The 25,160-nt window shown below is 67.1% G+C and carries 20 protein-coding genes; 5 read left to right on the forward strand and 15 right to left on the reverse strand.

The annotated features are described in order from the left end of the window. Window positions 1-7 precede the first annotated feature (7 nt). From PI990_RS15740 to PI990_RS15755, 4 genes are all read right to left on the reverse strand, one after another. A complete protein-coding gene (locus tag PI990_RS15740; protein ID WP_271661231.1) occupies window positions 8-1,510 on the reverse strand; it encodes a PepSY domain-containing protein in 1,503 nt (500 codons plus the stop codon). A 10-nt stretch (window positions 1,511-1,520) separates the two neighbouring features. After that, window positions 1,521-3,686, reverse strand: coding sequence for a TonB-dependent receptor (locus PI990_RS15745; RefSeq protein WP_271661232.1), 2,166 nt, complete (start codon window positions 3,684-3,686; stop codon window positions 1,521-1,523). Between the two features lie 54 nt (window positions 3,687-3,740). Continuing rightward, on the reverse strand, window positions 3,741-4,136 hold the full coding sequence (locus PI990_RS15750) for a DUF2946 domain-containing protein (RefSeq protein WP_021221672.1): 396 nt from the start codon (window positions 4,134-4,136) through the stop codon (window positions 3,741-3,743). A 137-nt stretch (window positions 4,137-4,273) separates the two neighbouring features. After that, window positions 4,274-4,651, reverse strand: a complete 378-nt coding sequence (locus PI990_RS15755) for a DUF4189 domain-containing protein (RefSeq protein ID WP_021221671.1) — start codon at window positions 4,649-4,651, stop codon at window positions 4,274-4,276. A gap of 549 nt (window positions 4,652-5,200) precedes the next feature. On the opposite strand from PI990_RS15755, the gene PI990_RS15760 reads away from it, so the two are divergent. Both PI990_RS15760 and PI990_RS15765 read left to right on the forward strand, forming a co-directional pair. Next, window positions 5,201-6,475, forward strand: a complete 1,275-nt coding sequence (locus PI990_RS15760; protein ID WP_442969330.1) for an OprD family porin — start codon at window positions 5,201-5,203, stop codon at window positions 6,473-6,475. Window positions 6,476-6,509: 34 nt separating this feature from the next. Continuing rightward, a complete protein-coding gene (locus PI990_RS15765; protein ID WP_271661234.1) occupies window positions 6,510-7,373 on the forward strand; it encodes an acid phosphatase in 864 nt (287 codons plus the stop codon). 86 nt (window positions 7,374-7,459) lie between these two features. On the opposite strand, the gene PI990_RS15770 is transcribed toward PI990_RS15765, so the two are convergent. After that, window positions 7,460-7,960 carry a hypothetical protein gene (locus PI990_RS15770; protein ID WP_271661235.1) on the reverse strand — a complete coding sequence of 167 codons (501 nt, stop codon included), beginning with the start codon at window positions 7,958-7,960 and terminating at the stop codon, window positions 7,460-7,462. A 216-nt stretch (window positions 7,961-8,176) separates the two neighbouring features. Between PI990_RS15770 and PI990_RS15775 the strand changes: the two genes are divergently transcribed. Then, entirely contained in the window at window positions 8,177-9,817 is a 1,641-nt protein-coding gene (locus tag PI990_RS15775) for a hybrid sensor histidine kinase/response regulator (RefSeq protein ID WP_021221667.1), read from the forward strand. A 541-nt stretch (window positions 9,818-10,358) separates the two neighbouring features. On the opposite strand, the gene PI990_RS15780 is transcribed toward PI990_RS15775, so the two are convergent. Both PI990_RS15780 and PI990_RS15785 read right to left on the reverse strand, forming a co-directional pair. Next, complete coding sequence (locus PI990_RS15780; RefSeq protein WP_184490411.1) at window positions 10,359-10,982, reverse strand: LuxR C-terminal-related transcriptional regulator; 624 nt, start codon at window positions 10,980-10,982, stop codon at window positions 10,359-10,361. Window positions 10,983-11,193: 211 nt separating this feature from the next. Then, window positions 11,194-11,337 carry a hypothetical protein gene (locus tag PI990_RS15785; protein ID WP_271661236.1) on the reverse strand — a complete coding sequence of 48 codons (144 nt, stop codon included), beginning with the start codon at window positions 11,335-11,337 and terminating at the stop codon, window positions 11,194-11,196. Window positions 11,338-11,474: 137 nt separating this feature from the next. Between PI990_RS15785 and PI990_RS15790 the strand changes: the two genes are divergently transcribed. Continuing rightward, a complete protein-coding gene (locus tag PI990_RS15790) occupies window positions 11,475-12,305 on the forward strand; it encodes a cache domain-containing protein (protein ID WP_184490412.1) in 831 nt (276 codons plus the stop codon). A gap of 42 nt (window positions 12,306-12,347) precedes the next feature. Here the strand turns inward: PI990_RS15790 and PI990_RS15795 are convergent, their stop codons facing one another. Both PI990_RS15795 and PI990_RS15800 read right to left on the reverse strand, forming a co-directional pair. Continuing rightward, complete coding sequence (locus PI990_RS15795) at window positions 12,348-13,244, reverse strand: TauD/TfdA dioxygenase family protein (protein WP_271661237.1); 897 nt, start codon at window positions 13,242-13,244, stop codon at window positions 12,348-12,350. A gap of 158 nt (window positions 13,245-13,402) precedes the next feature. Next, window positions 13,403-14,446 (reverse strand): NAD(P)H-dependent flavin oxidoreductase, encoded by a 1,044-nt coding sequence (locus PI990_RS15800; protein ID WP_271661238.1) that lies wholly within the window; start codon window positions 14,444-14,446, stop codon window positions 13,403-13,405. A 91-nt stretch (window positions 14,447-14,537) separates the two neighbouring features. On the opposite strand from PI990_RS15800, the gene PI990_RS15805 reads away from it, so the two are divergent. Beyond that, window positions 14,538-15,422: a LysR family transcriptional regulator gene (locus PI990_RS15805; protein WP_271661239.1), complete on the forward strand. Its 885-nt coding sequence runs from the start codon at window positions 14,538-14,540 to the stop codon at window positions 15,420-15,422. Between the two features lie 110 nt (window positions 15,423-15,532). On the opposite strand, the gene PI990_RS15810 is transcribed toward PI990_RS15805, so the two are convergent. The 6 genes from PI990_RS15810 to PI990_RS15835 all read right to left on the reverse strand — a co-directional run bounded on the left by PI990_RS15810 (window position 15,533) and on the right by PI990_RS15835 (window position 25,158). Next, on the reverse strand, window positions 15,533-15,739 hold the full coding sequence (locus tag PI990_RS15810; protein ID WP_021221661.1) for a tautomerase family protein: 207 nt from the start codon (window positions 15,737-15,739) through the stop codon (window positions 15,533-15,535). Between the two features lie 133 nt (window positions 15,740-15,872). Beyond that, window positions 15,873-17,003 (reverse strand): FMNH2-dependent alkanesulfonate monooxygenase, encoded by a 1,131-nt coding sequence (gene ssuD, locus PI990_RS15815; protein WP_271661240.1) that lies wholly within the window; start codon window positions 17,001-17,003, stop codon window positions 15,873-15,875. Window positions 17,004-17,260: 257 nt separating this feature from the next. After that, window positions 17,261-17,800 (reverse strand): hypothetical protein, encoded by a 540-nt coding sequence (locus PI990_RS15820; protein WP_271661241.1) that lies wholly within the window; start codon window positions 17,798-17,800, stop codon window positions 17,261-17,263. Window positions 17,801-17,814: 14 nt separating this feature from the next. Then, window positions 17,815-19,620, reverse strand: a complete 1,806-nt coding sequence (locus PI990_RS15825) for a hypothetical protein (RefSeq protein WP_271661242.1) — start codon at window positions 19,618-19,620, stop codon at window positions 17,815-17,817. A gap of 92 nt (window positions 19,621-19,712) precedes the next feature. Then, on the reverse strand, window positions 19,713-21,299 hold the full coding sequence (locus PI990_RS15830; RefSeq protein WP_271661243.1) for a hypothetical protein: 1,587 nt from the start codon (window positions 21,297-21,299) through the stop codon (window positions 19,713-19,715). Further along, on the reverse strand, window positions 21,292-25,158 hold the full coding sequence (locus PI990_RS15835; protein ID WP_271661244.1) for a hypothetical protein: 3,867 nt from the start codon (window positions 25,156-25,158) through the stop codon (window positions 21,292-21,294). Before PI990_RS15835 ends, PI990_RS15830 begins: the two co-directional genes overlap by 8 nt. Between the last annotated feature and the right edge of the window lie 2 nt (window positions 25,159-25,160).

The following is a 25,160-nucleotide window of genomic DNA, read 5'->3' on the forward strand; positions in this document are numbered from 1 at the left end:
CTGCGCGTCATGATTGACGCGCAGTCGCCCTCGCAGGCACGCGGGAACGCACCGGCTTGCGCCTGGGGCGCAACCGGCGCCAACCGATCACCACGCCGCTGACGCTGATGGCCAGGCCACCGAGGCTGAAGGCGATGATCAGCACCTCCCGCAGCCACGGCCGTTCCAGCAGCGGCTGCCAATCCCAGCTGTGCAGCAGGTTGAACAGCCAGCGGCCAACGCGACGGTTGTCGTCCAGCACATCCAGCACGGCGCCGCTGTAGGGGTCGATCTGCACCCAGCTGTGGCCGGGGTCGTCGAAGGCCAGGCGCAGCAGCGGCAGGCGCTTCGGCTGGCCGCCGTACATGCTGGCTTCGCCCCGAGGGTAGTAATAGGCGTCGTAGGCCTCCAGCCAGTCGGCTTGCGCCACGGGCTCCGGTGCGGCGGCTTCCAGGGTGCTGCGTGGCAGCATCGCCAGGGCCGGGCCAACGCCGTTCAGAGGCAGTACGCGGCTGTCGCCCCGGGCATCCAGGGCGCCGAGGTAGGCCGCGCCGCCGAGCATCCGCCATTGCAGTTCCACCGGCTCCAGGCCGGTTTCGCGGAAGCGTTGCAGGGCCTCGTTCACGCCCACATGGAAGGCGTCGCCTCGCAGCTCGCCGCCCTGGAAATCCCGCGCGGTGAGGGGCGAGCGGCCTTCGGTGAGGTGCCAGGGGCGCATGGACATCAGCCCGCTGAAGATCCAGGCGATCAGCAGCAGGCCGAAGCCCAGGCCGGTGAGGTGGTGCCAGCGGGCGAAGCCGGCCGGGTAGGGCGAGCGCGAACCGCTGCGGTAGGGCCTGGAGAAACGCCAGCGCAGCAGGCCGACCACCGCCCCCAGCACGGCCATCGCCGTGGCCGCCAGGGACAGGTAGATGACGATGTTGGCCCAGAGGCCATCCAGCACACCGCCGCGCAGTGGGTAGAGCCAGTGCAGCCAGGCGCCCAGGTAGTTCCAGGCGCGTTCGGCGCGGCTGGCGTCGCGCACCACCTCGCCGGTGCGCGAGGAGACATAGAGCAGGCTGCGCGCCGTATCGTCGACCCGCACCTTGTGCAGCGGGCGGTCGGCATCCAGGGCGCGGCTGTGGCTCCAAAGGTCTTCGTCCACCCCTTCCAGGTAATGGGCTTCGGCGCCGCTGAAGCTGCGCGCGCTGGCCAGGGCCTGCAGCGGCCCTTGGGCGCCCAGCAGGACGCCGTCGCGGGCGTCCACCGCCAGGTTGGCGTCGCGGTAGCCGAGCAGGTAGCGCGGCTCGCCGGCGATGCTGACCAGGCGCAGGCTCGAGGGGGCTTCGCTGCGGCCGCTGGCCGCGAGCGCCACGCCGGGCTCGACGCAGCAGCCCGCTGCCAGGGGCGGCAGCGGGGCGAGGCGCTCGGCCTGGGTCAGCTTCGGGTAGCCGACGAAGAGCATGACCACGCCCGAGACGAACCACAGGGCCATGAACAGGCACAGGCCGATGCCCAGCCAGCGGTGCCAGAGGTACAGGTGGCGTTTCATCCGGCGGCCCTCAGAAGCGCATGTCCAGGGCCAGTTCCAGGCTGCGCGGCTCGCCCAGGTAGTACTGCGCACCGGTCTGGTGGATGAAGCGCGCGTAGACCTCGTCGGTGAGGTTGCGCAGGCGCGCGGTGACCTTGGTGTCGGCACTCAGGCGGTGTTCGAGGAAGGCGCCGTAGAGGGTGTAGGAGGGCACCCACTGGGTGTTGGCGTTGTTGGCGTAGACCGAGGACACGTAGCGCGCGTCGACGCCGGTGCGCCAGTCCTCGGCCAGCTCGTAGCTGAGCCAGAGGTTGGCCAGGCGATCGGGGATGTTGACCGGGGTCTTGCCCTTGCGCGAGACGTTGGCGCCACTGACCACCTCGTTGAACTCGTCGAAGCGCGCGTCGACCCAGGCGAAATTGCCTTCGGCGGTGAGCGTGGGCGTGAGCCGGTAGGAGGCGGCGATCTCGATGCCGTCGGAGGTCTGCTGGCCGGCCTGGATGGTGCTGTTGGGGTTGGTGGCATCGGCGATGGGGAAGTCCTTGCGCACGATGCGGTAGGCGGCGACGGTGGCCGAGCCGCGGCCTTCGTCGAAGTCCAGCTTGCTGCCCACTTCCACCTGGCGGCCGGTGCTCAGGTCGTAGTCGCGCACCTGGGTAAAGCTGGCGCCGGTGAGGGTGCCGCCCGGCGGCTCGGCCGAGGTGCTGTATTGCACGTAGAGGTTGGCGTCGGAGGTGAACTGCCAGACCAGCCCGGCACGCCCGGTGACGGCGTCCCAGCGGCGCGAGAAGGCGGCCGGGGCGTTGGCGCTGACGGCGCCGTGGTTGGTGGCGTCCAGCTCGATGTGGTCGTAGCGCAGGGCGGTGACCAGGGCCAGCTCGTCGGTGAGCTGCTGGCGGTTCTCGGCGAAGGCGGAGGTGGTCTTCACTTCGTTGCTGCGCGCCTTGACCAGGCTGGCGGCCATGCCAGGGATGTCGTCGAAGTGGTCGGGGTCGAAGGCGCCGGGTTGCACGGTGTCGAATATCGCCGAGGAGGAACGCGGGTAGACCGCCTGCTGGTTGACGCTGTAGTCGAGGCCGAAGGCCCAGTCGCTGGCCCGGCCAAGCAATTCGGCCTTGTGCAGGAACTCCACGCGGTTGCCGTTGAGCTCCTGGTCGTGGCGCTGCAGGTAGGCGCCAGTGCGCTGGATGGCACTGTTGTCGGCGGTGTAGCGGTAGGTCTCGAGGTTGCGGTAATCGCGCTGGCCTTCGTAGTGGTAGAAGGTGTTGCGCAGGCTGCTGGCGTCATCGAGGCGGTAGTCGGTGATGGAGCGCAGCCAGCGGGTGCGCTGCTCGTAGCGGCCGTCTTCGACGTTGTAGTTGGAGAAGCGGTCGTGGCGGTCGATCTTCAGTTCGCCGGCCTTGGGGTTGAGGGTCGGCGCGCCCCAGTAGGGGCTGTCTTCCTTCTCTTCCAGGTACTCGATGGCCAGGGTGTGGGAGAGGTTGTCGGTGAGGTCGCTGAGCAGGGAGAAGGCGAAGTTGCCGGCGCCGCGCTCCTGGCGATCGATGTAGCCGTTGCCGTCGTTGCGGCTGTAGTCGAGGCGGGCGTAGTGGTGCGGGCCGGGGCCGTCGTTGAGCACGCGGTTGATGCCGATGGAGACCTCGCGGTCGTCGAAGCGGGCATAGCGGATGCGCGCCTCGCCGCTGTTCTCGCGGCTGGCCAGGCGGGTGACGTAGTTGAGGCTGCCGCCCACCGAACCGCTGCCGTGGAGGAAGGAGGAGGGGCCGCCGATCAGCTCGACGCGGTCGTAGATCCAGGCGTCCACCGGGCGGTTGGCACTGGTGTATTGCAGGCTGATGCCGTTGTACAGCTGGTTGACCTGGGCGCCGTTGAAGCCGCGGTAGGCGACGTAGCCGCCCCAACCGGGCGGGGCCGAGGCGTTGACGCCGGGCAGGGCGTTGGCGACATCGAGGGAGTTGCGCGCGCCGATGCGCTCGATCTTCTCGCGGCCGGCGATGGCCACCGAGGCGGGGTTCTCGCGGGGGCTGAGGCCCAGGCGCGAGGTGCCTTCGGCAGCGGCGTCGAGATCAAGGCCGGGCTTTTCCCCGGCGGCACTGATGGTGCTGGCGGGCAGTTCCAGGGCGTTACTGGCGTGTTGGGCGTAGGCGGGCGAGCAGGCACAGGCCAGCAGCACCAGGCAGGTGTGTTTCGGGTTCATCGGCTCTTCCTAGTCGAGCGTGCACAGGGGGTCCGGCGCGAAGGCGCCAAGTGGTCAGGCGAGCGAGGAAGAGGTGGGGGAGGCGCGGGGGTTGAGGGAAGGCCAGAGTTCACGCGGCGGCGGTTGCGGCCAGCTGTGGGCTTCGATCGGTGTCGCGGGCACGCCGAGGAAGGCGTCGATCTGCCAGCCGATGCTGCTGAGGGCCACGGCCGGGGCGAAAGAGGAGCAGAGCGGGCAGCTGTACTGGGAGGCGAGCTGGGGCAGTTGCTTGCCGCTGTCGTCGATCCCGGCACCTTCGGCGTCGGTGGCCGAACAGAAGGCACCGCCCAGGCCGCTGAGGGCCAGGCCGCTCATCTGGCCGTGGTGAATACCGCAGGCGAACAGGCTGAACAGGACGCTTGCGTAGAGCATCCAGGCGATCAGCGGGCGTTCGGTGCGGGTGAATTTCATGGGCGGCGACTTTAGCAGGTCGATGGGCTGCTCGGGAGTGGCCGCTCGTGGCGTTTTGCCGCAGGGCCGTGCGGGCAGGAATAACCGGGAAAGTGGGCAATGGGCGCGCATCGGGCCAGCCGACAGCGCCCTGGCTATCACTCGCTGTTGCAGCCCCAGCTGCGCACCAGGCAGGCGTTGCCGCCGCGGTCCTGGCATTCGGAAATGGCGCGCGACTGGGCGTTGCCGGCGTTGAAGTCGGCGCCCCAGCCATAGGCGGTGGAGCCATTGACCTGGTCGGCGGCGTAGGCGGCGCAGCCGCTTTCGAAATTCAGCACCACTTCGCAGTTGCTGCCGCACTCGCTGAGGGCGCGGTCCTGAGCCTGGGACAGGTCCGGGTAGTCGTAGGCGAAGCCGTATTGCAGGCCCTGGTTGCTGTCGATGGCCAGGGCGCCGGCAGCGTGCACCTGGGTGGCGGCCAGGCCGAATGCCAGGCACAGGGAGAGTTTGCGGGCGATAGCCAGGGTCCGCTGCATGGTGAGTCCTCGAAGGGCCCGCAGGGTGGGAAGGTGGGTGCGGGTGGAGGGAGACTAAAGGGAAGGGATGACGATGGCTAGTATTTCGCCATCACTCGCTGCACTGACACCGTACGCGCAGTCCTCGCGTGCCAGGACTCACACTGCCCCCTATGAATAAGCAGACAATTAGGGGGTCTTTCCAAGTAAGTAAGTTCTTACGGCAAAACTTAAATTACTTACAACGCTCGCAATAAAAGATCACTTGGATATTCCACTGATATGACACTTGCCTGGCGCGGACAGGTAATTATCGGGCTGATTCACGTAGTGCCTCATTCATGGGCCTGATGGTTCTTGTTTAAGTTTGCCTGGACTTTAGCCTCGGCCTCGTCAGTTCAAGGCGTCATGCGGTCAATAAAACCCCTTAATGACCTGGAAATTGTCGAGCCAGAGTTACACCTGCACCTGCACCTGCACCTGCCGCGCAAGTGAATAAACCTGCAACGCTTCAATAAAAACGCCACACGTCGCCTTGCTCCAAGAACAACAATAAAAGAGGACGATGCAATGCTTTCAAGATGCTTGCTACTTCAAAGACGCAATTACTCGATCCTGCTGTGTACAGGGGCGCTGGCCATGCCGGCAGCGGCCGATCTGATCGACGACAGCAGCGCTCGGCTGGACCTGCGCAACTACTACTTCAATCGTGACTTTCGCGAGGGCCGTGTTGCCGACCGTGAGGAGTGGGCACAGGGTTTCATCCTGCGCCTGGACTCGGGCTTCACCGAAGGCAGCATGGGCGTTGGCGTCGATGCCATCGGCATGCTCGGCGTCAAGCTGGACTCGGCGCCGGGGAGCAGCGGTACCGGGTTGCTGCAGGTGGACCGCAATGGCCGTGCGAAGGATGACTATTCGAAGCTCGCCCTGGCCGGGAAGATCAAGTCCGGCAAGACCCAGCTCAAGCTCGGGGCACTCGCGCCGCCGGTCCTGCCGACACTCAAACCCAACGATGGTCGCCTGTTCCCGCAGCTGTTCGAAGGCGGGCTGCTGACCTCCGCCGAGTTCGAGAACCTGGAGCTGACCGCAGGGCGTTTGAGCCGGGTCATGCAGCGCAACGCCACGCAGTACACGCCACTGCGGCTGAACACCCTGAACCGGCGCTTCCAGGGGCATGGCGCGACGGCGGCGCACTTCGACACGGCCGGGGTCGACTACCGATTCCAGGCGCACTGGCTGGGTCGCTACCACATCGCCCAACTGGAGGATATCTACCGCCAGCAAGTCTTCGTCCTGAGCCACAAGGGCGCCCTGGGTGCCGGAGCCCTGAGCAGCGACCTGCGCTTGAGCCTCATGCGCGACCATGGCGGCGCCAAGGGCGGCAAGATCGACAACCGGGCCCTGCAGGGGTTTCTCGGGTATGCCTACGCCGGCCACAGTCTCGGTGTGGCCTACCAGCGGATGATGGGGGATACCGGCTACGCCTACCTCCTGGGCTCGGATGCCAACCTGATCAACTTGTCGATACTCGGCGACTTCGCCAATGCCAAGGAGCGTTCCTGGGCATTGCGCTATGGGTATGACTTCGCCGGCCTGGGATTACCCGGCCTTAGTCTCAATAGCCGTTATATGTTCGGCGACCATGCCGAGATCATCGGAACTCGCAAGATCGGTAAGTCCTGGGAGCTGGATAATGAACTGCGCTATGTCGTGCAGAACGGTCCGCTGAAGGACGTCAGTGTTCGCTTGCGCAGTGCGGTCTTTCGTTCCAATCACGCGGTTAACTTCCAGCGCGACACCAACGATACACGCCTGATGTTCAACTACTCGTGGGTCATCCGGTAGTTAATTTCGGCGATTCAATAACGAAACCACTGCAATGGCTCGCACCTATAAATATAAAGAGGCTATTCCTATGCAACGTCACGTATCGAACTGTCTGGCCAGCCTGTTGTTGCTGACGCTCATCAACCCAAGCGAAGCCAGGCAAGCTGACCCGGAGCAAGCGATCCCGGAATTCCGCCCGGGTTACCTGGTGGGCTACCTGCAGAAGGAAGACCTACCCAATAGCCTGGCGCTGCTACCGCCACCGCCTGCTGCTGGCACGCCGGCGTTCCTGCTGGACCAGACACTGGCTGCAAAAAGCCAGGCTTTGCGGGGCAGTGCGCGCTGGGAGCTGGCTATCCGCGATGCCGACCTGAAATTCCCCGCTGCCGCCGGGACCTTTTCCTGTGCCCTGGGTGCGCCCATCAGCGAGCAGCAGACACCGGCGTTGTACAGGCTACTGCGCCGGACCTTGGCCGACGCCGGCCTGGCGACCTACAGCGCCAAGACGCGCTACAGCCGTACTCGGCCCTTCGTGCTGAACCGGCAGCCCAGTTGCACCCCGGAGGATGAGCCGAAGCTGGCAAAGGATGGTTCCTATCCATCCGGGCATAGCGCGATTGGCTGGGCCTGGGCACTGGTGCTGAGCGAACTGGCTCCGGAACATGCCGACGCCATCTGGGCCCGTGGCCGGGCCTATTCGGAGAGCCGCATGGTGTGCAACGTGCACTGGTACAGCGATATCCGTGAGGGGCGTGAGGTGGGTTCCACCGCCGTGGCACGCCTGCACAGCGATCCGACCTTCCAGGCCGATTTCGCCATGGCCCGAAAGGAGCTCGCAACCGCGCGCAGCCAGGGTCTGGACAGCGGTTGCGACTGTGCCGCTGAGGCTCGGACCCTGGCGGTGGGCATCGATTAGAGCGCCAGGGAGAAGACCTTGACGCTGTTGGGCCCGCTTCGGCAGGCGCGGCAACCACGCGGGAAGCGTGGTTGCCCGCAGGCTGGTCACTGGCTGCCGCTGGAGCCGCCGGTGGCGCTGCCGCTCCCACCCGAGGAACCCGAGCCGCCTGTACCGCCGGTGCCGGCGGGAGCGCCGGTACCCGTGCCCGCACCGCCAGTCCCGGAGCCGGTGCCAGCGCCGCCCGTTCCCGAACCGCCGGTTCCGGTGCCGCCAGGCGCGGTGCCAGTGCCGGTTCCTGTACCCGTGCCGGTGCCATTGGTGCCCGGCGTGGGGGCGCCGCCCTGGCCTCCGGTGCCGCTGCCGGCTCCGCCAGTCCCTGACCCGGTTCCGCCCGGTGCGCTCGGGCCGCCGATGCCATTGCCCGGTGACTGGGCGCCGGAGCCGGTCCCGCTGCCACTGTCGGTGGAAGGCGCGGTGGGCGAGCTGGGCGTGCTCGGGCCGGGCACGGTGGGGCCGGTGCCGCCATCGGTTTCGGCCAGCGCGGTGAGGGAGGCTCCGGCCAGGCAGCCGCTGAGCAGGAAGGCAGTCAATGTGTTCAGTCTCATGGGGTTCTCCAGAACAGTGGGGTTACAGGAATTACGGCCCATGGCGGCGGGAAGGGTTCGGGAAGAATGATCAACGGTGGCTCGGCGCCATTGGTCAGGGGAGCGGCAGCCGCAAGCCGGCGTGCTTGATCATGCGGGAGGGTGGCGCATAAGGTGTCACCCTCAAAAAAGGACGAGGCCCGTTCAACCGGGCACCCTGAACGGACAGGACTCCGCATGACCGCTCCCCGCAGTAGCGCCATCGACACCGAACGCTCCCAGGCGGTCGTCCGCCTGGTGATCACCAGCCTCGCAACGCTCTACACCGCGGCTGTCCAGCTCATGGGGCGCATGCCCGAAGAGCTGGCAGTGCCCATCCTCGTCTACAACTCGCTGTTTCTGGTGGTGTCCTTCGTGCTGCTGATGGCCATCGTGCGGCGGCCCGGCAACTACCCCGCGCGGCGGCTGTTCTCCATGGTCCACGACTACGCCGGCATCGGGTTTTCCATGGGCGTGGGCGGGGCGGCGATGCTGCCGGCCTACGGCCTGCTGCTGTGGGTGACGGTGGGCAACGGCCTGCGCTTCGGCTCGCGCTACCTGGCGGTTTCCACCCTGCTGGCACTGGCGGCGCTGGGGGTGATCACCCTGTTCAACTCCTACTGGCAGGAACAGCCCTATGTGGTGCTGACGCTGGTGGTGACCACCATCATCGTGCCGGCGTACGTGAACATCCTGCTGGGCCAGACCCGCCGCGCCACCGAGGCGGAGAGCGCCGCCAACCTGGCCAAGTCGCGCTTCCTCGCCCAGGCCAGCCACGACCTGCGCCAGCCGATCCACAGCATCAGCCTGTTCACCGCCTGCCTGCGCGATGCCGACCTTGGCCACGAGGAACGGCAACTGGTGGACAGCATCGACAAGTCGCTGCACAGCGTGTCGCAGTTGTTCCGCTCGATCCTCGACATGTACAGCCTCGACGGCGGCAAGGTGGTGCCCCGGGCGCAGCCGGTGGCGCTGGGGGAGTTGCTGGAGGACTTGGTGCAACAGAATGCCGAGGCCGCGCGCTGGGCCGGGGTGCGCATCCGCCTGCGGGTGCCGCGCGGGCTGCATGTGTTGAGCGACCCGCATCTGCTGGCGACCATGGTGCAGAACATCCTCTCCAACGCCCTCAAGTACGCGCCGGGCAAGCCGCTGCTGATCGGCTGCCGCCGCCGTGGCGGGCGCTTCGTCATCCAGGTCCACGACCAGGGCCGGGGCATTCCCCCGCAGCACCTGGAGAACGTCTTCGACGAGTTCTACCGGGTGCGCCAGGTGCGCGACAAGGACATCGAAGGTGTCGGCCTGGGCCTGGCCATCGTCAAGCGCCTGGCCGAGCTGATGGGGCTGGAGATCCGCATCGCCTCGCGCCTGGGGCGGGGCACCAGCGTGTCCATTGGCGGCCTGATCGCCAGCGAGGCGCCGCGCCATGCACCGCTGCCGGCACGGCGCGCGCCACTGCGCATGCTCGACGGCCTGCGGGTGATCCTCATCGAGGACGACGGCAACGTGCTGCGCGCCACCGCCACGTTGCTGGAGAAATGGGGCTGCATCGTCGAGGCGCGGCCCTCGCTGCCGCCGGGCGATGTGCAATGCGACCTGGTGATCACTGACTTCGACCTGGACACCGAGCTGTCAGGGGCCGATTGCATCGACCAGGTCCGCGCCCGCAGCGGCTGGAAGGTGCCGGCGGTGGTCATCACCGGCCACGAAGTACGCCGGGTGCAGGAATCAGTGGCCGACCCGGACATCCCCATCCTCTCCAAACCCATCCACCCGGCCGAGCTGCGCTCCGTGTTGATGGCGTTGAAGCTGGGCATGCCGGAGCAGGCCGCGGCTAGTTAAGCGGGGTGGTGTTGGGCCTCGCTGCACTTGGCGCCAACCTACGGCGCCGTGCCCAACCCGAACCACGGCGCTGACCGATGTGTAGGGTGGATGACGCTTTTTTCATCCACCAAACGACCTTGAAGCCCACACACATGCCCGCCTCGTGGGAGCGAATTCATTCGCGATGGGGTGTCCGGCCGCTCGCATGGCCATGGGCTGGCGACAGGTCTTTCGCGGCTGAAGCCGCTCCCACAGGGAGAGCCTGAAGCGGGGCCGAACATGGTTGTGTCGGGCCTCGCTGCGCTCGGCGCCAACCTACGGCGCCGTGACCAACCCGAACCAGGGCGTTGACCGACGTGTAGGGTGGATGACGCTTTTTTCATCCACCAAGCGACCTTGAAGCCCCCACACAAGCCCGCCTCGTGGGAGCGAATTCATTCGCGATGGAATAACCGCCCACCCATAGCAGGTGCCTGCAGAAGGTCTTTCGCGGCTGAAGCCGCTCCTACAGAGAGGGCCTTCGCTGCTCCCGGGCTGAACCCGGGCTACCTGTGGGGGTTTAGATCCCCGCCTTGGCGGCCTTGGCTGCGGCGGCGGCGCGGGTGTTGACGCCCAGGGTGCGCAGCAGCGAGGAGACATGGATGCGCACGGTGAAGGGCGAGATGTCCAGCTCGCGGGCGATTTCCTTGTTCGACAGGCCGTTGGCGATCAGCCGCAGCACGTCCTGCTGACGCGGGGTGAGCTGGGTCAGTTCGGCGTCGTGGGCGAGCAGGCCGGTTTCGCCGAAGCGCACCACGAAATCTCCCTCGCGAATGGCCAGCAGCGCCTCGCCGACCTCGTCGGGGGCGATGGCCTTGCCGATGAAGCCGTCGGCACCGGCGGCCATGACTTCATCGACGGCCTTCTGGCTGTCGACCATGGAGACGATGACGATGGAGCTGCGCTTGAAGGCCTGGCGCAGTGCGCCGATGGCCTCGACGGACTGGCCGGGGAAGAGCAGGTCGAGGATGAACATGCTGGGCGCGGCGCCCTCATTGGCCAGGGCGAGCACTTCCTCCATGCTGCCGGCTTCCTCCACCTGCACGGTGGGCAGTACACGCTGGACGATACGCCGCAGACCATCGCGGAATACGGGGTGATCGTCGGCAACGATGATGCGTTCGGAACTGTTTTCTTCGGACATCCGTTTCTTGTCTTGTTCTTGGGAAGCCGCAAGCCCTCGACGGCGTGTCGACCTGGCCCGCGTGCTTCGGATAATCGACTGCCTGCATCCTGCAGCCCGTGGTTCTTCCCTGAAAGTGTCTCAGGTTAGAGACAAATCGCCGGTCACGCCATCGAACAGATCGCCGCATCGACCATCGGCAATGTCCCTCGAAAGAGTGCTTTTCAGCCCTTCAGCGCTCGCAACTGTCACCGCCACCGCCGCATACCAGGCGCCCGAATAGCGTGGCGGTGCGCTGACGGTAGGCGTCGATACGCCCGGCTGGCGCGCTGTCCATCCGCTTGCGGCGCGTACCTCCCTGGCTGGCAACGGGCATAGCCAGCTCGAGTCGCAGGTGCCTCTCTGCTCTGGCGATATCCGTGGAGTGGGCAAGAATGCATAGGCGTACATCCATCATTCATTGCGGCCAGGTGGTCGCCGTCATCGCCCCTGTGGGCGCAAGGAGCAGTACCCATGATCCGACGCATTGCCCTGGCCTTAGGCCTGTTGTTCGCCTGCCTGGCCCATGCCGACCCGGCGCAGGATGCAATGAAGGCGCGGGCGCTGCTGGACCGCGCCGTCGACTATTACCAGGCGCACGGTGATGCGGCGCTGGCCGTCTTCAGCCGCCAGGGCGAGTTCATCGAGGAGGACCGCTACGTGTTCGTTGTGGACACCCACGGCGTGATGCTGGCCAGCGGCGGACCCTCGGCGGTGCTGATCGGCCGCGATGTGTCCCAGGTGCTGGAGCCGGAGTTGCGCGACGCCTTCCAGAAGGTGCTGGCCACCACCGAGCAGCAGGGCGTGCAGACCGCCGAATACCGCTGGAAGAACTGGCGCGATGGCCATGTGGAGCGCAAGGAGGTCTACTTCCGCCGGGTCGGCGAGCGCATCATCGCCGTCGGCCACTACCTGCCCCGGGCCACGCCCGAGCAGGCCCACCAGTTCATGGCCCGCGCGGTGAAGGCGATGGAGGCCGACGCGGCGGGGAGCATCAAGGCGATCAACGCGCTGTCGCCCGATTTCCGTGAGGACGACCTGTACCTCTTCGTCATCGACCTGCAGGACCGCCGCTACGTCGCCCACGGCTACAACCTGCGCCTGGTGGGCGTGGATTTCGCCACCATCGACGACCCCGAAGGCAAGCCAGTGGGCGCGCCGATCCTCGAGCTGATGACCAAGGCCGACAAGGGCGACTACGAGTACCGCTGGAAGAACCCGGTGACCGGCAAGGTGGAGTACAAGCACGCGCTGCTGCGCAAGGTCGGCCATTACCTGGTGGTGACCGGCTACTACAGCGACTGACGGGCGCGCGGGGGCGGCCGGCGGGCAGCCCCCGCTGCGGGGCTAGCGGCTGGGGGCCTCGCCGACCACCGTGGTGCGGTACATCTCGCGACGCATGCCGTGGTAGTCGGAAATGGGCAGGTGCCAGGTGCTGCGGTTGTCCCAGATGGCCAGGGTGCCGGGGCTCCAGCGCATGCGGCAGGTGAAGGTGGGCTGGGCGGCGACGCTGAACAGGTGGGTCAGCAGCGCCGTGGCCTCCGAGGGCCGCAGCCCTTCGATGCCGCTGGTGTAGGCCGGGTTGACGAAGAGCACCCGCTGCCCGGTTTCCGGGTGGCGGGTGATCAGCGGATGGCGGCGCACCTCGCCGTCGGTGGCTTCGCCGAAGCGGATGTCCATGTTCTCCAGCAGCTTGTTGTGCGCGGCGCCGACGCCATAGGCGCGCTCCGGGCTGTGGATGGCGTCCAGCCCCTGGAGGAAGGCCTGCAGCGGCGGCGACAGCCAGTCATGGGCCAGCGCCAGGTTGGCGAAGAAGGTGTCGCCGCCGAAGGGCGGGATGTTCTTGCCGTAGAGCAGGGTGAAGGCCGGCGGCCTCTCCTGGAACGACCAGTCGGTGTGCCAGGCGCCGCCGAAGACCACCGGGGTCTTCTCGTCGGCTTCCTTGACCACGTGGACCACGTTCGGGTGATCGGGCATGCACTTCACATAGGGCTCGCGGCCGAATTCGCCGAAGGCCAGGGTCACCCGTTCCAGGTCCTCGACTTCCAGCTGCTGGTCTCGGATGAACAGCACCTTGTGGTGCAGCAGCGCCTGGCGCAGTTCGGCGAAGCCGTCCTCGTCCAGCTGTTTCAGGTCGACCCCGCTGACATCCGCGCCCAGGGCGCCGGTGGCGGGAAGGGTCTGGAATCGGCGGGTCTGCAGGGCACGGTTGACGCTGGGATGGGCATGGTAGAACTCGAACATGGCGGCCACCTCTTATCGTTGTCATGGGCCTGCTCAGCATGGCCAAGCTGGCCGCGCCTTGCCACGGCGAGTCCGGCCAAAGTCCGGACGGGAAGTGAAAGGGAGGTGCTGGGCCTCCCTTGGTTCAGGCGCCCCGGGCTGAAGCCCGTGCTACATCATCACGAAAGTTCGCGGGCGAGGGTGGTCACCAGTTCGGCGGCGGGCAGTGCGCGGGCCAGGGGCGCCCCCTGGCCGGCCCATTGCACGGCGTAGTCGTCGCAACCCTTGGCCGAGGCGGCGGCGTGCAGCGCCTTGGCGGCGTCGTAGGTGATGGGGTAGTCGGGCAGGGCAGGGGCCCGGGGGTGGCCGACATCGCTGAACAGCCGGTTCGGCAGGCCCCGGGCGGCGCGGCCGGAAATGGCGGCGGTGAGGGCGGTGCGCTCGACCCGTGGGCTTTTCATGGCCTCGCGGTAGGCGGCGTTGGCGGCGGATTCCGGGCAGAGGATGAAGGCGGTGCCGAGCTGTGCGCCGCTCGCACCCAGCTGCAGGGCGGCGCGGATGCCGGCGCCGTCCATGATGCCGCCGGCGGCGATCACCGGCAGGCGGGTCTGGCTGGCCAGGGTGCGGGTGAGGGCGAAGGTGCCGATCAGCGCATCCTGCTCGGGCTCGAACACGCCGCGATGGCCGCCGGCCTCCACGCCCTGGGCGACGATGGCGTCGACCCCGGCCGCTTCGATCAGCCGTGCTTCGGCCAGGCTGGTAGCGGTGGCGAGCAGGCGGATGCCGCGAGCCTTCAACGGGTCGATCCAGCCTTGTGGCGGCAGGCCGAAGTGGAAGCTGACCACCGCCGGGGCTTCTTCCAGCAGCACCTGGAGCATGGCCGGGTCATCGAGGAAGCTGCGGTAGATCTCCCGCAGGGTGGCCGGCGGCTCGGCGTCGAATTCGGCGAACAGTGGGCGCAGGTGCTCAAGCCAGGCCTGCTCGCGCGCCGGGTCGGCCTGGGCCGGCTGGTGGCAGAAGAGGTTGACGTTAAACGGCTTGGCGGTGAGCGCGCGGGTGTCGCGGATCATCGTCCGCGCCTGCTCGGGCGTGCTGGCGCCGATGCCGATGGAGCCCAGGGCGCCGGCATTGGACACGGCGGCGGCCAGCTTCGGCGTGGAAACCCCCACCATGGGCGCCTGGATAAGGGGGATGTCGATCCCCAGCAGTTCGGTGAGCAACATGTTCGGCAGGCCTCTCGGTCGATGGTTGGCTTGACGCAAAATCTCATAAAGAGAATATTTAGATCAACTTGTTCTCCAAAAGAGATTGAAAGTGGACCTGACCAGCCTCGAGATCTTCCGCGCCGTCGCCACCGAGCAGAGCGTGACCCGTGCCGCCCAGCAGCTGCAACGGGTGCAATCGAACGTCACCACGCGCATCCAGCAACTGGAAGATGAGCTGGGCGTGCCGCTGTTCCAACGGGACGGCAAGCGCATGGCGCTGACCGACAAGGGCCGTGAATTCCTCGCCTATGCCGAACGCCTGCTGGCCCTGGCGGCGGAGGCGCGGCAAGCCATGCATCCGGACCTGGCTAGCGGCACGTTGCGCCTGGGCAGCATGGAGAGCACCGCGGCCAGCCGCTTGCCGGCGGTGCTGGCGCGCTACCACCGCGAGTGCCCGGCGGTGTCCCTGGAGGTGTCCACCGGCACCAGTCAGGCGTTGATCGAGGGGGTGCTGTCCAGCCGCCTCGATTGCGCCCTGGTGGCCCACCCCGATGCCTTGCACCGCGAAGACCTCGCCGGCCAGGCGCTGGAACGCGGCCTGTGCGCCAGCCCGGTGTTCCATGAAGAGTTGGTGATGGTGCTGCCGCCGGACCACCCGCCAGCGGCCTCGCCGGGGGACATCCGTGTCGGCACGCTGGCCTGCTTCGCCCGGGGCTGCACCTACCGCCTGCTCGCCGAGCGCTGGCTGGCCGAGCACCGTAGTGAAGGTACGCCGTTGCAGGTGCGCGAGGTGGGTTCCTACCACGCCATCCTCGCCTGCGTCAGCGCGGGGGACAGCGCCGGCATCGTGCCGCGCTCGGTGCTCGCGCTGTACCGGGAGAGCCCGGCGCTCACCGCGCTGGCGGTGATGCCGGTGGATACGCTGCTGGTCTGGCGCGAGGGCTATGCCACGGCGGCGTTCGAGCGTTTGCGCGGGTCATTGCTGGCGCGCTAGCCAGGCGGCGGGGCGCTGCACACTTGCGGCTGGCCGCTCGAGCCCATGGCGGCGCAGTCGCTCGATCGAGGGAGGCACAGGCCTCCCTGCGCGTTTGCTGCCGTTCGCCCTCAACTGGGCTGGCTCTTGCGGTACTCGGTGGTGGTGACACCGGCATAGCCCCAGTTATCGGTGTCGATCTCCTCGATGACGATATGGGTGTATTCCGGTGCCTTGCCCAGGACCCGTTGCAGGGTCTCGGTGATCTCGGCGATGACCTGGGCCTTCTGTTCGCGGGTGACGCCGTCACGGGTGATACGGACATTGACGAATGGCATCTGGAGCTCCTTTGGCGGTAGCGAATGGGACCGTAGCGAATGCTGCCGGCCGGGGGACTCTAGCGGCATTTGTTCCCCTTCCGTGGATGAGTGCAGGGTCGGAATTTTCAGTTATCACCCGTGAGCGGGCTTGCTAGGCGGCCTGGCCCTTGCCGGCACGGATGTCGAAGGCACCGCCGGTGAAGTTGCCGTCGACAGTGACCTTGCCCTTGCCGGGCAGCAACGGGAACACCAGTTCGGCGAAGCGGTAGGCCTCTTCCAGGTGCGGGTAGCCGGAGAGCACGAAGCTGTCGACGCCCAGGTCGGCGTATTCCTGCAGCCGCGCGGCGACGGTCTGCGGGTCGCCCACCAGGGCCGTGCCGGCGCCGCCACGTACCAGGCCGACGCCGGCCCAGAGGTTGGGCGCCACTTCCAGGCGGTCACGCCGGCCCTGGTGCAGGGCGGCCATGCGCCGCTGGCCTTCGGAGTCCATGCGCGCGTAGTTGGCCTGGGCGGCGGCGATGGTGGCGTCGTCCAGGTGGCTGATCAGCTCGTCGGCAGCGGCCCAGGCCGCCTCCTCGGTTTCCCGCACGATCACGTGCAGGCGTACGCCGAAGCGCACGGTGCGCCCATGCCTGGCCGCGCGGGCACGCACGTCGGCGATCTTCTCGGCCACCGCCGCCGGCGGCTCGCCCCAGCTCAGGTAGGCGTCCACATGCTTGGCGGCGAGCTCGTGGGCGGCCACCGAGGAGCCGCCGAAGTAGAGCGGCGGGTAGGGCTTCTGCAACGGCGGGAAGAAGTTCTGCGCGCCACGGACCTTGTGGTGCTCGCCGTCGAAGTCGACGGTTTCGCCCTGCAGCAGGCGGCGCCAGATGGTGAGGAACTCGTCCGAGGCGGCGTAGCGCGCGTCGTGGTCAAGGAACACGCCATCGGCGGCCAGCTCGGTGGCGTCGCCACCCGGCACCACGTTGAGCAGCAGGCGCCCGCCACTGGCCTGGTCGAGGCTCGCGGCCTGGCGTGCGGTGGCGGTGGGGTTGCCGAGGGTGGTGCGCAGGGCCACCAGCAACTTGATGCGCTGGGTGACGGGCACCAGGCTGGCGGCGGTTACCCAGGGGTCGAGGCAACTGGCGCCGGTGGGGATCAGCACGCCGTCGTAGCCGAGCTGCTCCGCCGCCACGGCGATCTGCCGCATGTAGGCGTTGGTGGCCGGGCGGCCAGTCTCGGAACGGCCCAGGAAACGGGTATCGCCGGACGTCGGCAGGAACCAGAAAAGGTCGAAGCTCATGGATCAATCCTCGTTGCAGACTAGCGTCCCGCAGGGGGCAGGGCGCATCGATGGTGTGCAACGCAGGGCAGGAAGGTGCTTGCTTGGGCAAGTCTCTGTAACGGGCTGGGCCCGGTAGAACGACATATATCCTAAAAGCGCCAAACGACCTTGGATAAATAATTTCGGGGAATAAGTATGTGCCAAAACAGGCTGCGACCGGGGGCGGCCGAGGGGGAGGGAGCCGGCAGGCCCGCGCCGGGCGGGCCTGCCGTGCATCAGGCCGGGTGCAGGGGCTGCCCCCAGCGGTTGTGACCCGCCAACTGCGGGTCTTCGCCCGGGCAGCGTTCGGAACTCATGCGGGCCTTCTTCTCCACGTCGCAACCGCACAGCGCGCAACTGGCCCGGGTCTTCATGAGCTTTTGCAGGGCGCTGGGGGCGCTGTCCGAGGGCCGCAGGTTGGGGCAGGCGACGCAGGCCCCCAGGCGCCGCTCGAACACCTCGCTGTCGACCACCGAGAAGCCCACGGCGCTCCAGCTGGCCAGCGCAGTGGACGCCTGCTTCATCAGCTCGCGCGTTCCCTTGACGGGGACTGCTGCCGTTGTGGGCGCGACCGTCGGATTGGCCAGCAAGGTGTCGAGGAAGGCCGGCGTGCGGCGGCAGACCAACAGGTTGCGGGCGTACTCCTCGGACTGCACCGCCGCGATCAGCACCGCGGATGCGACCGGGGCATCCAGCCCGAGGATGTCGGCCAGCTGGCGACAGCCGTCTTCGATGGAGCGCAGCCGGATACCGGCGATGGCCTGTAGTTCGCTCATGTCGGGCCTCCTGGCTACTTGGCCGCTGGGAAGTTGAAGTCCGCGCTGTTGTGCTCGCCCAGCACCGAGCCGTTCTCTGCGGCGACATCGGTCAGGGTGATGGTGAACGCCCTGCCGAGGGGCGCGCTGACGGCCAGCACGACCACCGAGGCGTCCTGCGGGTTGAGCTGGGCGGAGAGCACCTTGGGCGGCTTGGTCACGACTTCGCTCGCGCCGGCGGGGGTGAACTTGAAGTTGTAGAGGTCCTCGATGCTCAGGGGGTCGATGTTCTTGTTGAAGGACAGCGCGAGAAGCAGGTTCTTGGGGTCGCTGCCGTTCGGCGTGGCCGCCAGCAGCGCCAGGTCGTCGCAGGCGCAGGGCAGCACGTTGCCGCCGAAGATGCCGGTGTTGATGGAACCGATGCGGCACTTGATCGAGGGGTTGTTGGCCAGGTCGTTGTCGTCGCCGCCGGCATGGATCGGGAGGATGTAGCCGAACACCGTCTTGATCTGGTCCAGTGCGTTGTTGAACAGGTCGTCGGAGTCGAGGAAGAAGACGTTACGGAAGATCGACGAAACCGCATAGAAGTCGGCGGCCGCCGTATAGGTGAAGCCATTGGCGTCTTTCGGCGTGCTGCCCAGGAGCCGGGCGATGCCCTGGGCGATGATGAACTTGTAGCCATCGGCATAGAGGCCATTGAGCCGGGTGATCTCGCCACTGATCACCAGGTGCTGCTGCCCGTACATCTCGAAGGCGTAGGTGTTGAAGCTGGGGTTGGCGCGGTCGATGAGGACGTTGATCGAGGGGTAGAAAGCCTTGAACACCTTGATCAGGTAGTTGACGGCGTCGATGCCGGCTTCGCTGGTCAGGTCGCGGAAGCTGGCCTGCTTGCTATTGACGATGTCGTCGGCCTGCTCCTCGGTGAGGAAGCGCGCGGCCCCGGCCGGAATGTAGATGTCACCTGCGGGGTTGAAGGCGCTGAAACCTGCGGGGGCAGCCACGCCCTCCAGGTTCTCGCCGGCATGCAGCGCAGCGGCACGGGTCACGCTGAGGTGCGGGTTGGCGGCGGCAAACGACTCGCTGCCGAGGACGGGGGTGTCGTCCGGGCCGTCCATCAGGCCCATCTTGGCCAACTCGTGCTGGTTGATCTGCAGGCAGTAATCGCCGGACACCACGCCCGCCGAATTGATCAGGTGGCCATCGAGAGTACCGGTGAAGTGCAAGCCGGTGGCGATGTGGTGCAGGCCTCCCCTCCATATGCCGATCTGGCAGCTGTTGATGTCGAGCGCGGTGCCCTCGGCGGTCATCAGCTGGTCCCTGCCCGGGACCAGGCGATCCGCGCGCTTGAGCTTGCCGTTGCTCATCAGGAACAGGTGGTCGAAGGAGGCGACCCACTGGCGGTCACCGGCAGCGCGGATGTACACCATGGTGCTGTGCCCGCCAGCGTCGGTGCCGCTGGAGAATTTCACCGTGCCGGTCTTCCAGGACAGCTTCTGCGCGTCCCAGCCCCCCACCGTGACGTCGTCGCCGATGTTGAACTGCTCGATGGCCTTGACCCCGTTCGGGATGGCGATCGGCGTGCCGTTGGCCAGGCAGGAGCAGCAGCAGTAGCAGGTCTGGGTGGCGTAGCCGTCCGGGCAGCTGTAGCCCCAGGTGGGGTCGTAGTCCGGCTCCTTGATGTCATGGGGCGGCTGCCTGTTGATGCACTGCGCGGTGGAGACGGGGTAGAGCGGGTGGCCCTTGCCGAAGGTGTTGCAGTCGTCGTGGAAGGTCTGCGACTCGGTGAAGTTGTCGCAATGCTGCTCGCTGCAGACCTTAGCGTTCGGATTCAGGTCATGCACGGAGTTTTCGCATCCCGGAAAGATCGATCCCATTTCAAGTCCCTCTGGTTCTGGTGGTTGTGCGGATAGGTTCTGTCGGTGCAACGGCCGGCTCAGGAACTCGAACTGACGCACCCCGGCAGCGCCTCACCGAAGATGCCTGCGGTGATGGCGCGGTAGCGGCAGGGGATGCCCGGGTTGGCCGCGAGGTCATTCGGGTCGGGCTTCTGGTTCTGGCTGGAGATGCCCTGCTGGAACAGGGTCTTGATCTGGATCTCGATGCCGCTGTTCAGGGCGCTGTTGTCGGAGACGGAGAAGAACACCCGCGAGAGCAGGGTGACGGTGGTGGTGTAGTCGGCCACTCCGACGTAGCTCAGGCCGTTGCCGTCCACCGGCGTCTGCCCGCTGAAGCGCGCCACGCACTGGCCGACGATGAAGCAGAAGGCTTCGTAGTACAGGCAGGTGATGCGTACCAGGCCACCATTGACCACGACCTTCTGCCGGCCGTCGATGTAGACGAAGCTGCGCGCATTGGCCGTGTCATTGGCCCAGTCGAGGTAGAAGTCGACGTTTGGGTACACGCTCTTGAAGGCGCGGAAGATCGCCTCCATCAGCGGCGGCACCACCTCGTCGTCGATGGCTCGGGCCGGCATCTTGCCGAGGTCCACGGCCTGGGCGTCGGTGACGAACTGGGCGTAGTTGCTCTTCAGGTGGGGGATGCTCGTGCTGACGGCGATGCTCAGGGTGCTGGCGGCCACCAGCTGGGGCGCAGCGCCGTCCTGGCCACCCTGGAAGGCCTGCAGCTGGTACTGCGCGGACATGGAGATCGCCGGCAGATCGACCGTCAGCATGCCTTTGGCCAGGGCCGTGGCGTCCAGCTTCCAGCTGGCGCCGCTCTGCAGGCAACTGATGGTGGCGCTGGTCACGCTCTCGGCCACCCGCCAGTTGAGCACGACGCTGTCGCCGGGGGCGCCGACGCTTTCCGCTGCCCAGAACGCGGCGATGGCCGGGTTGACGGTGATGGGGTAGACGCTGGACTGGAAGGTGAACGAGGTGGTTTCGTCGCTCGCGGCGGTGACGTGCAGGTAGTAGATGCCCGAGGCCTCCACCGCATCCAGGGTGTAGATGTAGGTGCGCGCCGGGATGTTCACGAGGGTGCTCTGGCCATCCACGCTGTAGCTGATGCTGTAGTTGGCCAGGTGCAGGTTCTGCCCGGTCCAGACCAGGGTCACGCTGTCGCCCTGGTTGATGATCGGCGTGGCGCTGTAGAAGGCGTCGAGGCGGAAGTCCTGGGGGAACTTGGGCACCGCCAGGGAGCCGCGGTTGGCCCGCGTCGAGCCGTCTACCTCGATGTGTTCGGTGATGGCGATCAGCGCGGTGCCGACCATGGGGCTGACCGTGAGGTCGAAGACGAAGATCAGCCCGTCGCGGCCGATGCTGTAGGGCGCCGCCGGCAACATCGAGAACCTGCCGCCGCTGGGCGTCGGGTGCGACCAGCCGTCGGGCAGGCTGGGTGTGGTCGGGGTCACGCCGCTGGCGATGTCCCGTGCGCCGCTACCCTGGGTTAGCACGAAGTCGATGCCATTGAGGGTGAAGGGCGCCCCGGCATTCGACACGATGATGGTCAGGCGCGCGGTATTGCCCGCCTGCAGCACCCCGGGCTCGGTGAGGAACGAGTAGGACAGCAGGAGCTCACTCATCGTCGGCATTCCTATCAAGGTGGGTCATGAACTTCAGCCAGCCGTCCTGGACCTGCATGGATGGAGCCGAGAGCTGGGCGTTGGGCGAGCTGAAGTCCACCGCCGAGGCGGTGAACTGGGTGGGGCTGGTGTGGCTGATCCACGACCACTCGCCGTTCTGCTCCGCCAGGCGCGGGATCTGGATCGACGCCGCCGAGGTCAGCAGCGAGCCGACGCTGAAGGTGATTTCCATATTGCTCAGGGTGTTTTCGAAGAAGCGGTTGGGCAGGGCGATGTTCTTGACCGGCAGGATGCCGGTGCTGCCGTGCAGGGTGCCGCGCGGGTCCATCAGCAGGGTGATGAAGGCCGGGGTGCCATCGGCGGTCAGCGACAGGTAGTTGCCGGCCTTGCCGCCGATGGCCTGGACGTAGCTGGAGCCGGTGTCGAGCCCGGCGGGGTAGTGCACCGCGTTGAAGGTCTGGAAGGCCGGGTCGGCGTAGTAGCCGATCAGCCCGTCTTCGCGCACGGCCAGGCTGCCCAGGCGCAAGGCGAAGGCGGTCTGGCCCACGCCGTTGTCATTGTCGGTGAAGGTGTCGGCCCAGCTCTGGTTGGTGTAGCGCTCGCCGGCCAGCTCCAGGGCCAGCTTCAGTCGCAGCACGGCCAGGGGCCGGCCGATCAGCACCGCCATGTCCGGGTCGCTGCGGGGGCCGAGCGGGTCCACCAGCCACAGTGATTCGTCGATCACCGTGAGGAAGTTGTCGAAGGTGCCGCCGGCCTGGCGCTGCGCCGCCATCAGGCCGCTGACCACGCCACGCAGGTGCAGGTTGGGAATCTGCTCCGGGCTGGTGATGGGGTTCAGGCTATCGGGCGCCGGGAACCAGGCGACCGTCTGCCGGCTGGGGTCTTCACGCACCTCGCCCAGCAACTGGCCCTGCTGGTCGTAGATGGCCAGGGCGACGTCCAGGTGGTTGGGCAGTACCCAGCCGCACACGGGATCGGCGGAAGCCACCAGGCCGACCTCATCGCTGTCCTTGTCGGCGTCGACCCAGCGCATGCTCAGTTGCCCGGGCTGGACCAGGCCGAAGCGCTGCTGCACGAACTGCGCCGGCGTGTAGTCGCCGACGGCGATATTCGGGTTGGCCGGGGTGAGTTGCCGCGAGCGGATGGGGGTAAAGGTCGAGGCCTTGCCACCGGAGGGGTTGTTGTTGGCGGGCAGCAGGCTGACGGACTGGCCAAAGCTGTCGACCACCTCGATATCGTCGATCACGAAGAATCCGCCCAGCTGCGGGAAGAAGGTCGGCGACACCGGGCCGTAGTCATAGTCCTGGTCGCCTTTGCTGGGGTCGGGTGCGCTCTGGTACTGGTTCTGCACCAGGGCAGCGATGTCGCCGATGGGGGGCCAGGACTGGCCTGCCGAACGGGTCGCGAACTCGCCATGCAGGCCGCTGAGGCGCTGCGACATCACCCCCCAGGAACGGATCGCCTGGAGCAGGGCATCGAGCCTTTCCAGCTTCGGCTGCGGCGTCCTGGACTTGTCGATGTAGTCGCGCAGGCGGTTCTCGAAGTTGAACACCGAGTGCGACGACAGCAGCGTGCGCCCGGTATAGCCGACCATCAGGCTTTCGTTCAGGTGCACCCCGGTCCAGTTGTAGTCGTCGCCGTCGAATTGCCATTCATTGCGGTTGAACTGCCAGGGCGAGTCGCCATCCTTCTGGCTGTAGGTGGGGTACCACTTCAGGCTCCACTCCAGGAACAGCGGGTTCCAGGGTTGCACCCAGGCCGCCACCGAGAGCGCCAGGGGTCCCTGGGAGCCGGCGGCCGCCCAGGTGCCCTTGGCGATGGCTGCGCCGATGTCGGCAGGTTGCACGTTGCCCATGAACAGGTTGGCGGCGATGTTCGTCCAGTTCGCCGGGTCGAGGAAGAACGCCTCCTTGCACAGCGCGTACAGCGCAGGCGGAATTCCCGGGTTGGCCAGGGGCAGGGGGATCAACGCTGCCGCGCCATCGGCGGTGACGGTCTTGCCGTTGATGCTCAGGCCGGTGACGACCTGGTCCAGGGTGCGGCACTGCAGGGCCGGGCCGGCACTGTCGTTGTCGGGGTTGGCGATACCGGCAACCACCAGCACCGGGTCATTGGGCTGCCAGTAGCGGGGCGCGTTCCTGGGTTTGAGCACCAGAGAGGCCGGCAGCTTGAGCACATTGCGGGCATAGGCCTCGATGGCCGTCTCGTCGCTGTAGAGCGGCACCTGGCCGCTGCTGAGGGTGACGCTGATGCTCTGCTGCAGCTGCTGGATCTGGCTGACCAGGGCCTGGTATTGCGCCGAGCTGGGGTCCAGTGCGCTGGCGATCTGGGCCATGTTGGCCGGCGGATTGGTCGGCCCCAGGCCGAGCACGTTGTAGTTCTGGTTCTTCCACCAACGCGCGTACAGCGTCCATTGCAACGACGTCAGCTGGCGCTGGTTGGCGTTGAGGAGGGCCTGGGCGCGATTCAGGGCGGCGAGGCCGGCGGCGTAGTCGGTGCTGTCGACAGGGGCGCTGGCATTCGTCGTGCCGGTGGTTTCCCGCGCGCGGACTTCCCAGGCCTGGCCGCCCGGGATGGCGCCGTAGCGGGCCTGGCGTGCCTTGTCCGCCACCAGGGTGCGGCCACCGACCTGGTCGAGGGTGTCCAGCGAGCCATATTGCAGGGCTTCGAGCAGGGTCAGGTCGACATCCTGGTCACCGCTGGTCACCCCCACCAGGGCTGCGAGGGCTTCCACCGAGGTGTTGCCGATGGCGACCTTCACGTTCTTGCCGATGTCGCCCGGCACTTGGGTCTGGTCGCCGGTCGGCATGGTCGCGGTTTGCCAGACCAGGGAATGGCGCATGCCGTGGACGATGCAGCGGTTGGCCAGCGCACCGGTGTACTGGCTGAGGTCGGGGAACCCGGCCAGGGCCCAGTTGAGGTCGCCGAGCTGGGCGCTGAAGGCGTCCAGCTGTGCGCCGGCACCCTGCAGCGGATCGAAGTCCGGATTGGCGTACCAGCCGGCCACCAGGTAACTCAAGGCCGTGTTTTCCGGCAGGTTGGCGGCATCGCCGTCGACGAAACTGAAGACGTTCTGCGCGGCCGGAGCATAGGCGCTGAAGGTCACGTCCCCGGGGCCTATGGCGCGCAGGAACATGGCATTGCCGGCGGCGGTTTCGCTCCAGCTGGCACTGAGCAGCTGGGACTTGCCGATCTTGGTCACGGCGTTCGGGCTGCCGAGGTTCTGCGCCTTGGGGTCGAGGAAGGACATCGAGCCGGCGCTGGCATCGAGGTAGTCGCTTTCGATGATCCAGGAGGTGGGGTCGATCTTGTTCGGGCCAGGCTGGAAGCGCACCACCAGCCAGCGGTTGGGCACCTGGGGAAAGCTGATCTGCGCGTCGCTGACGGCCAGGTAGGGCTGTTTCGCCGCATCCTGCCGGGGTTCGATCAGGTAGTGCCGGGCGTTGCGCCAGTCGATCAGTTGCCAGCCGGTGTCGCCGGTGTCCGCCTGGGGGGCGATCGAAACGCCACTGGCGGCCAAGACCAGGCCGTTGCTGCTGAAGGCGGCGAGCAGCTCGGCGCTCGGCTGGTTCTGCTCCAGGGCACGGGTGATGGTGGCAACCGCGGCGGTGATGGTGAACAGCTGCGCGCCCGGCTGCCCGTGCTTGAGGGCCTGGGGCAGTTGCCAGTGCAGGTGGATGCCCGGTTTCGGTGGGTCGCCGCCGTCCTGGAAGGGCGCCGGCGTGGGGCTGTCCATGTTGTTGACCAGGTAGCTGTAGTTGTTCCGCCAGCGCCGGAACCTGCTGCCATTGAGCACGGGCTGGTTCACCAGCAGGGCTTGCAGCGCCATGGGGATCAGCAGTTGGGTCGTCCCTGTCATCG

This window comes from Pseudomonas sp. TUM22785 (assembly GCF_028198105.1).
Lineage (GTDB): Bacteria > Pseudomonadota > Gammaproteobacteria > Pseudomonadales > Pseudomonadaceae > Metapseudomonas > Metapseudomonas solani.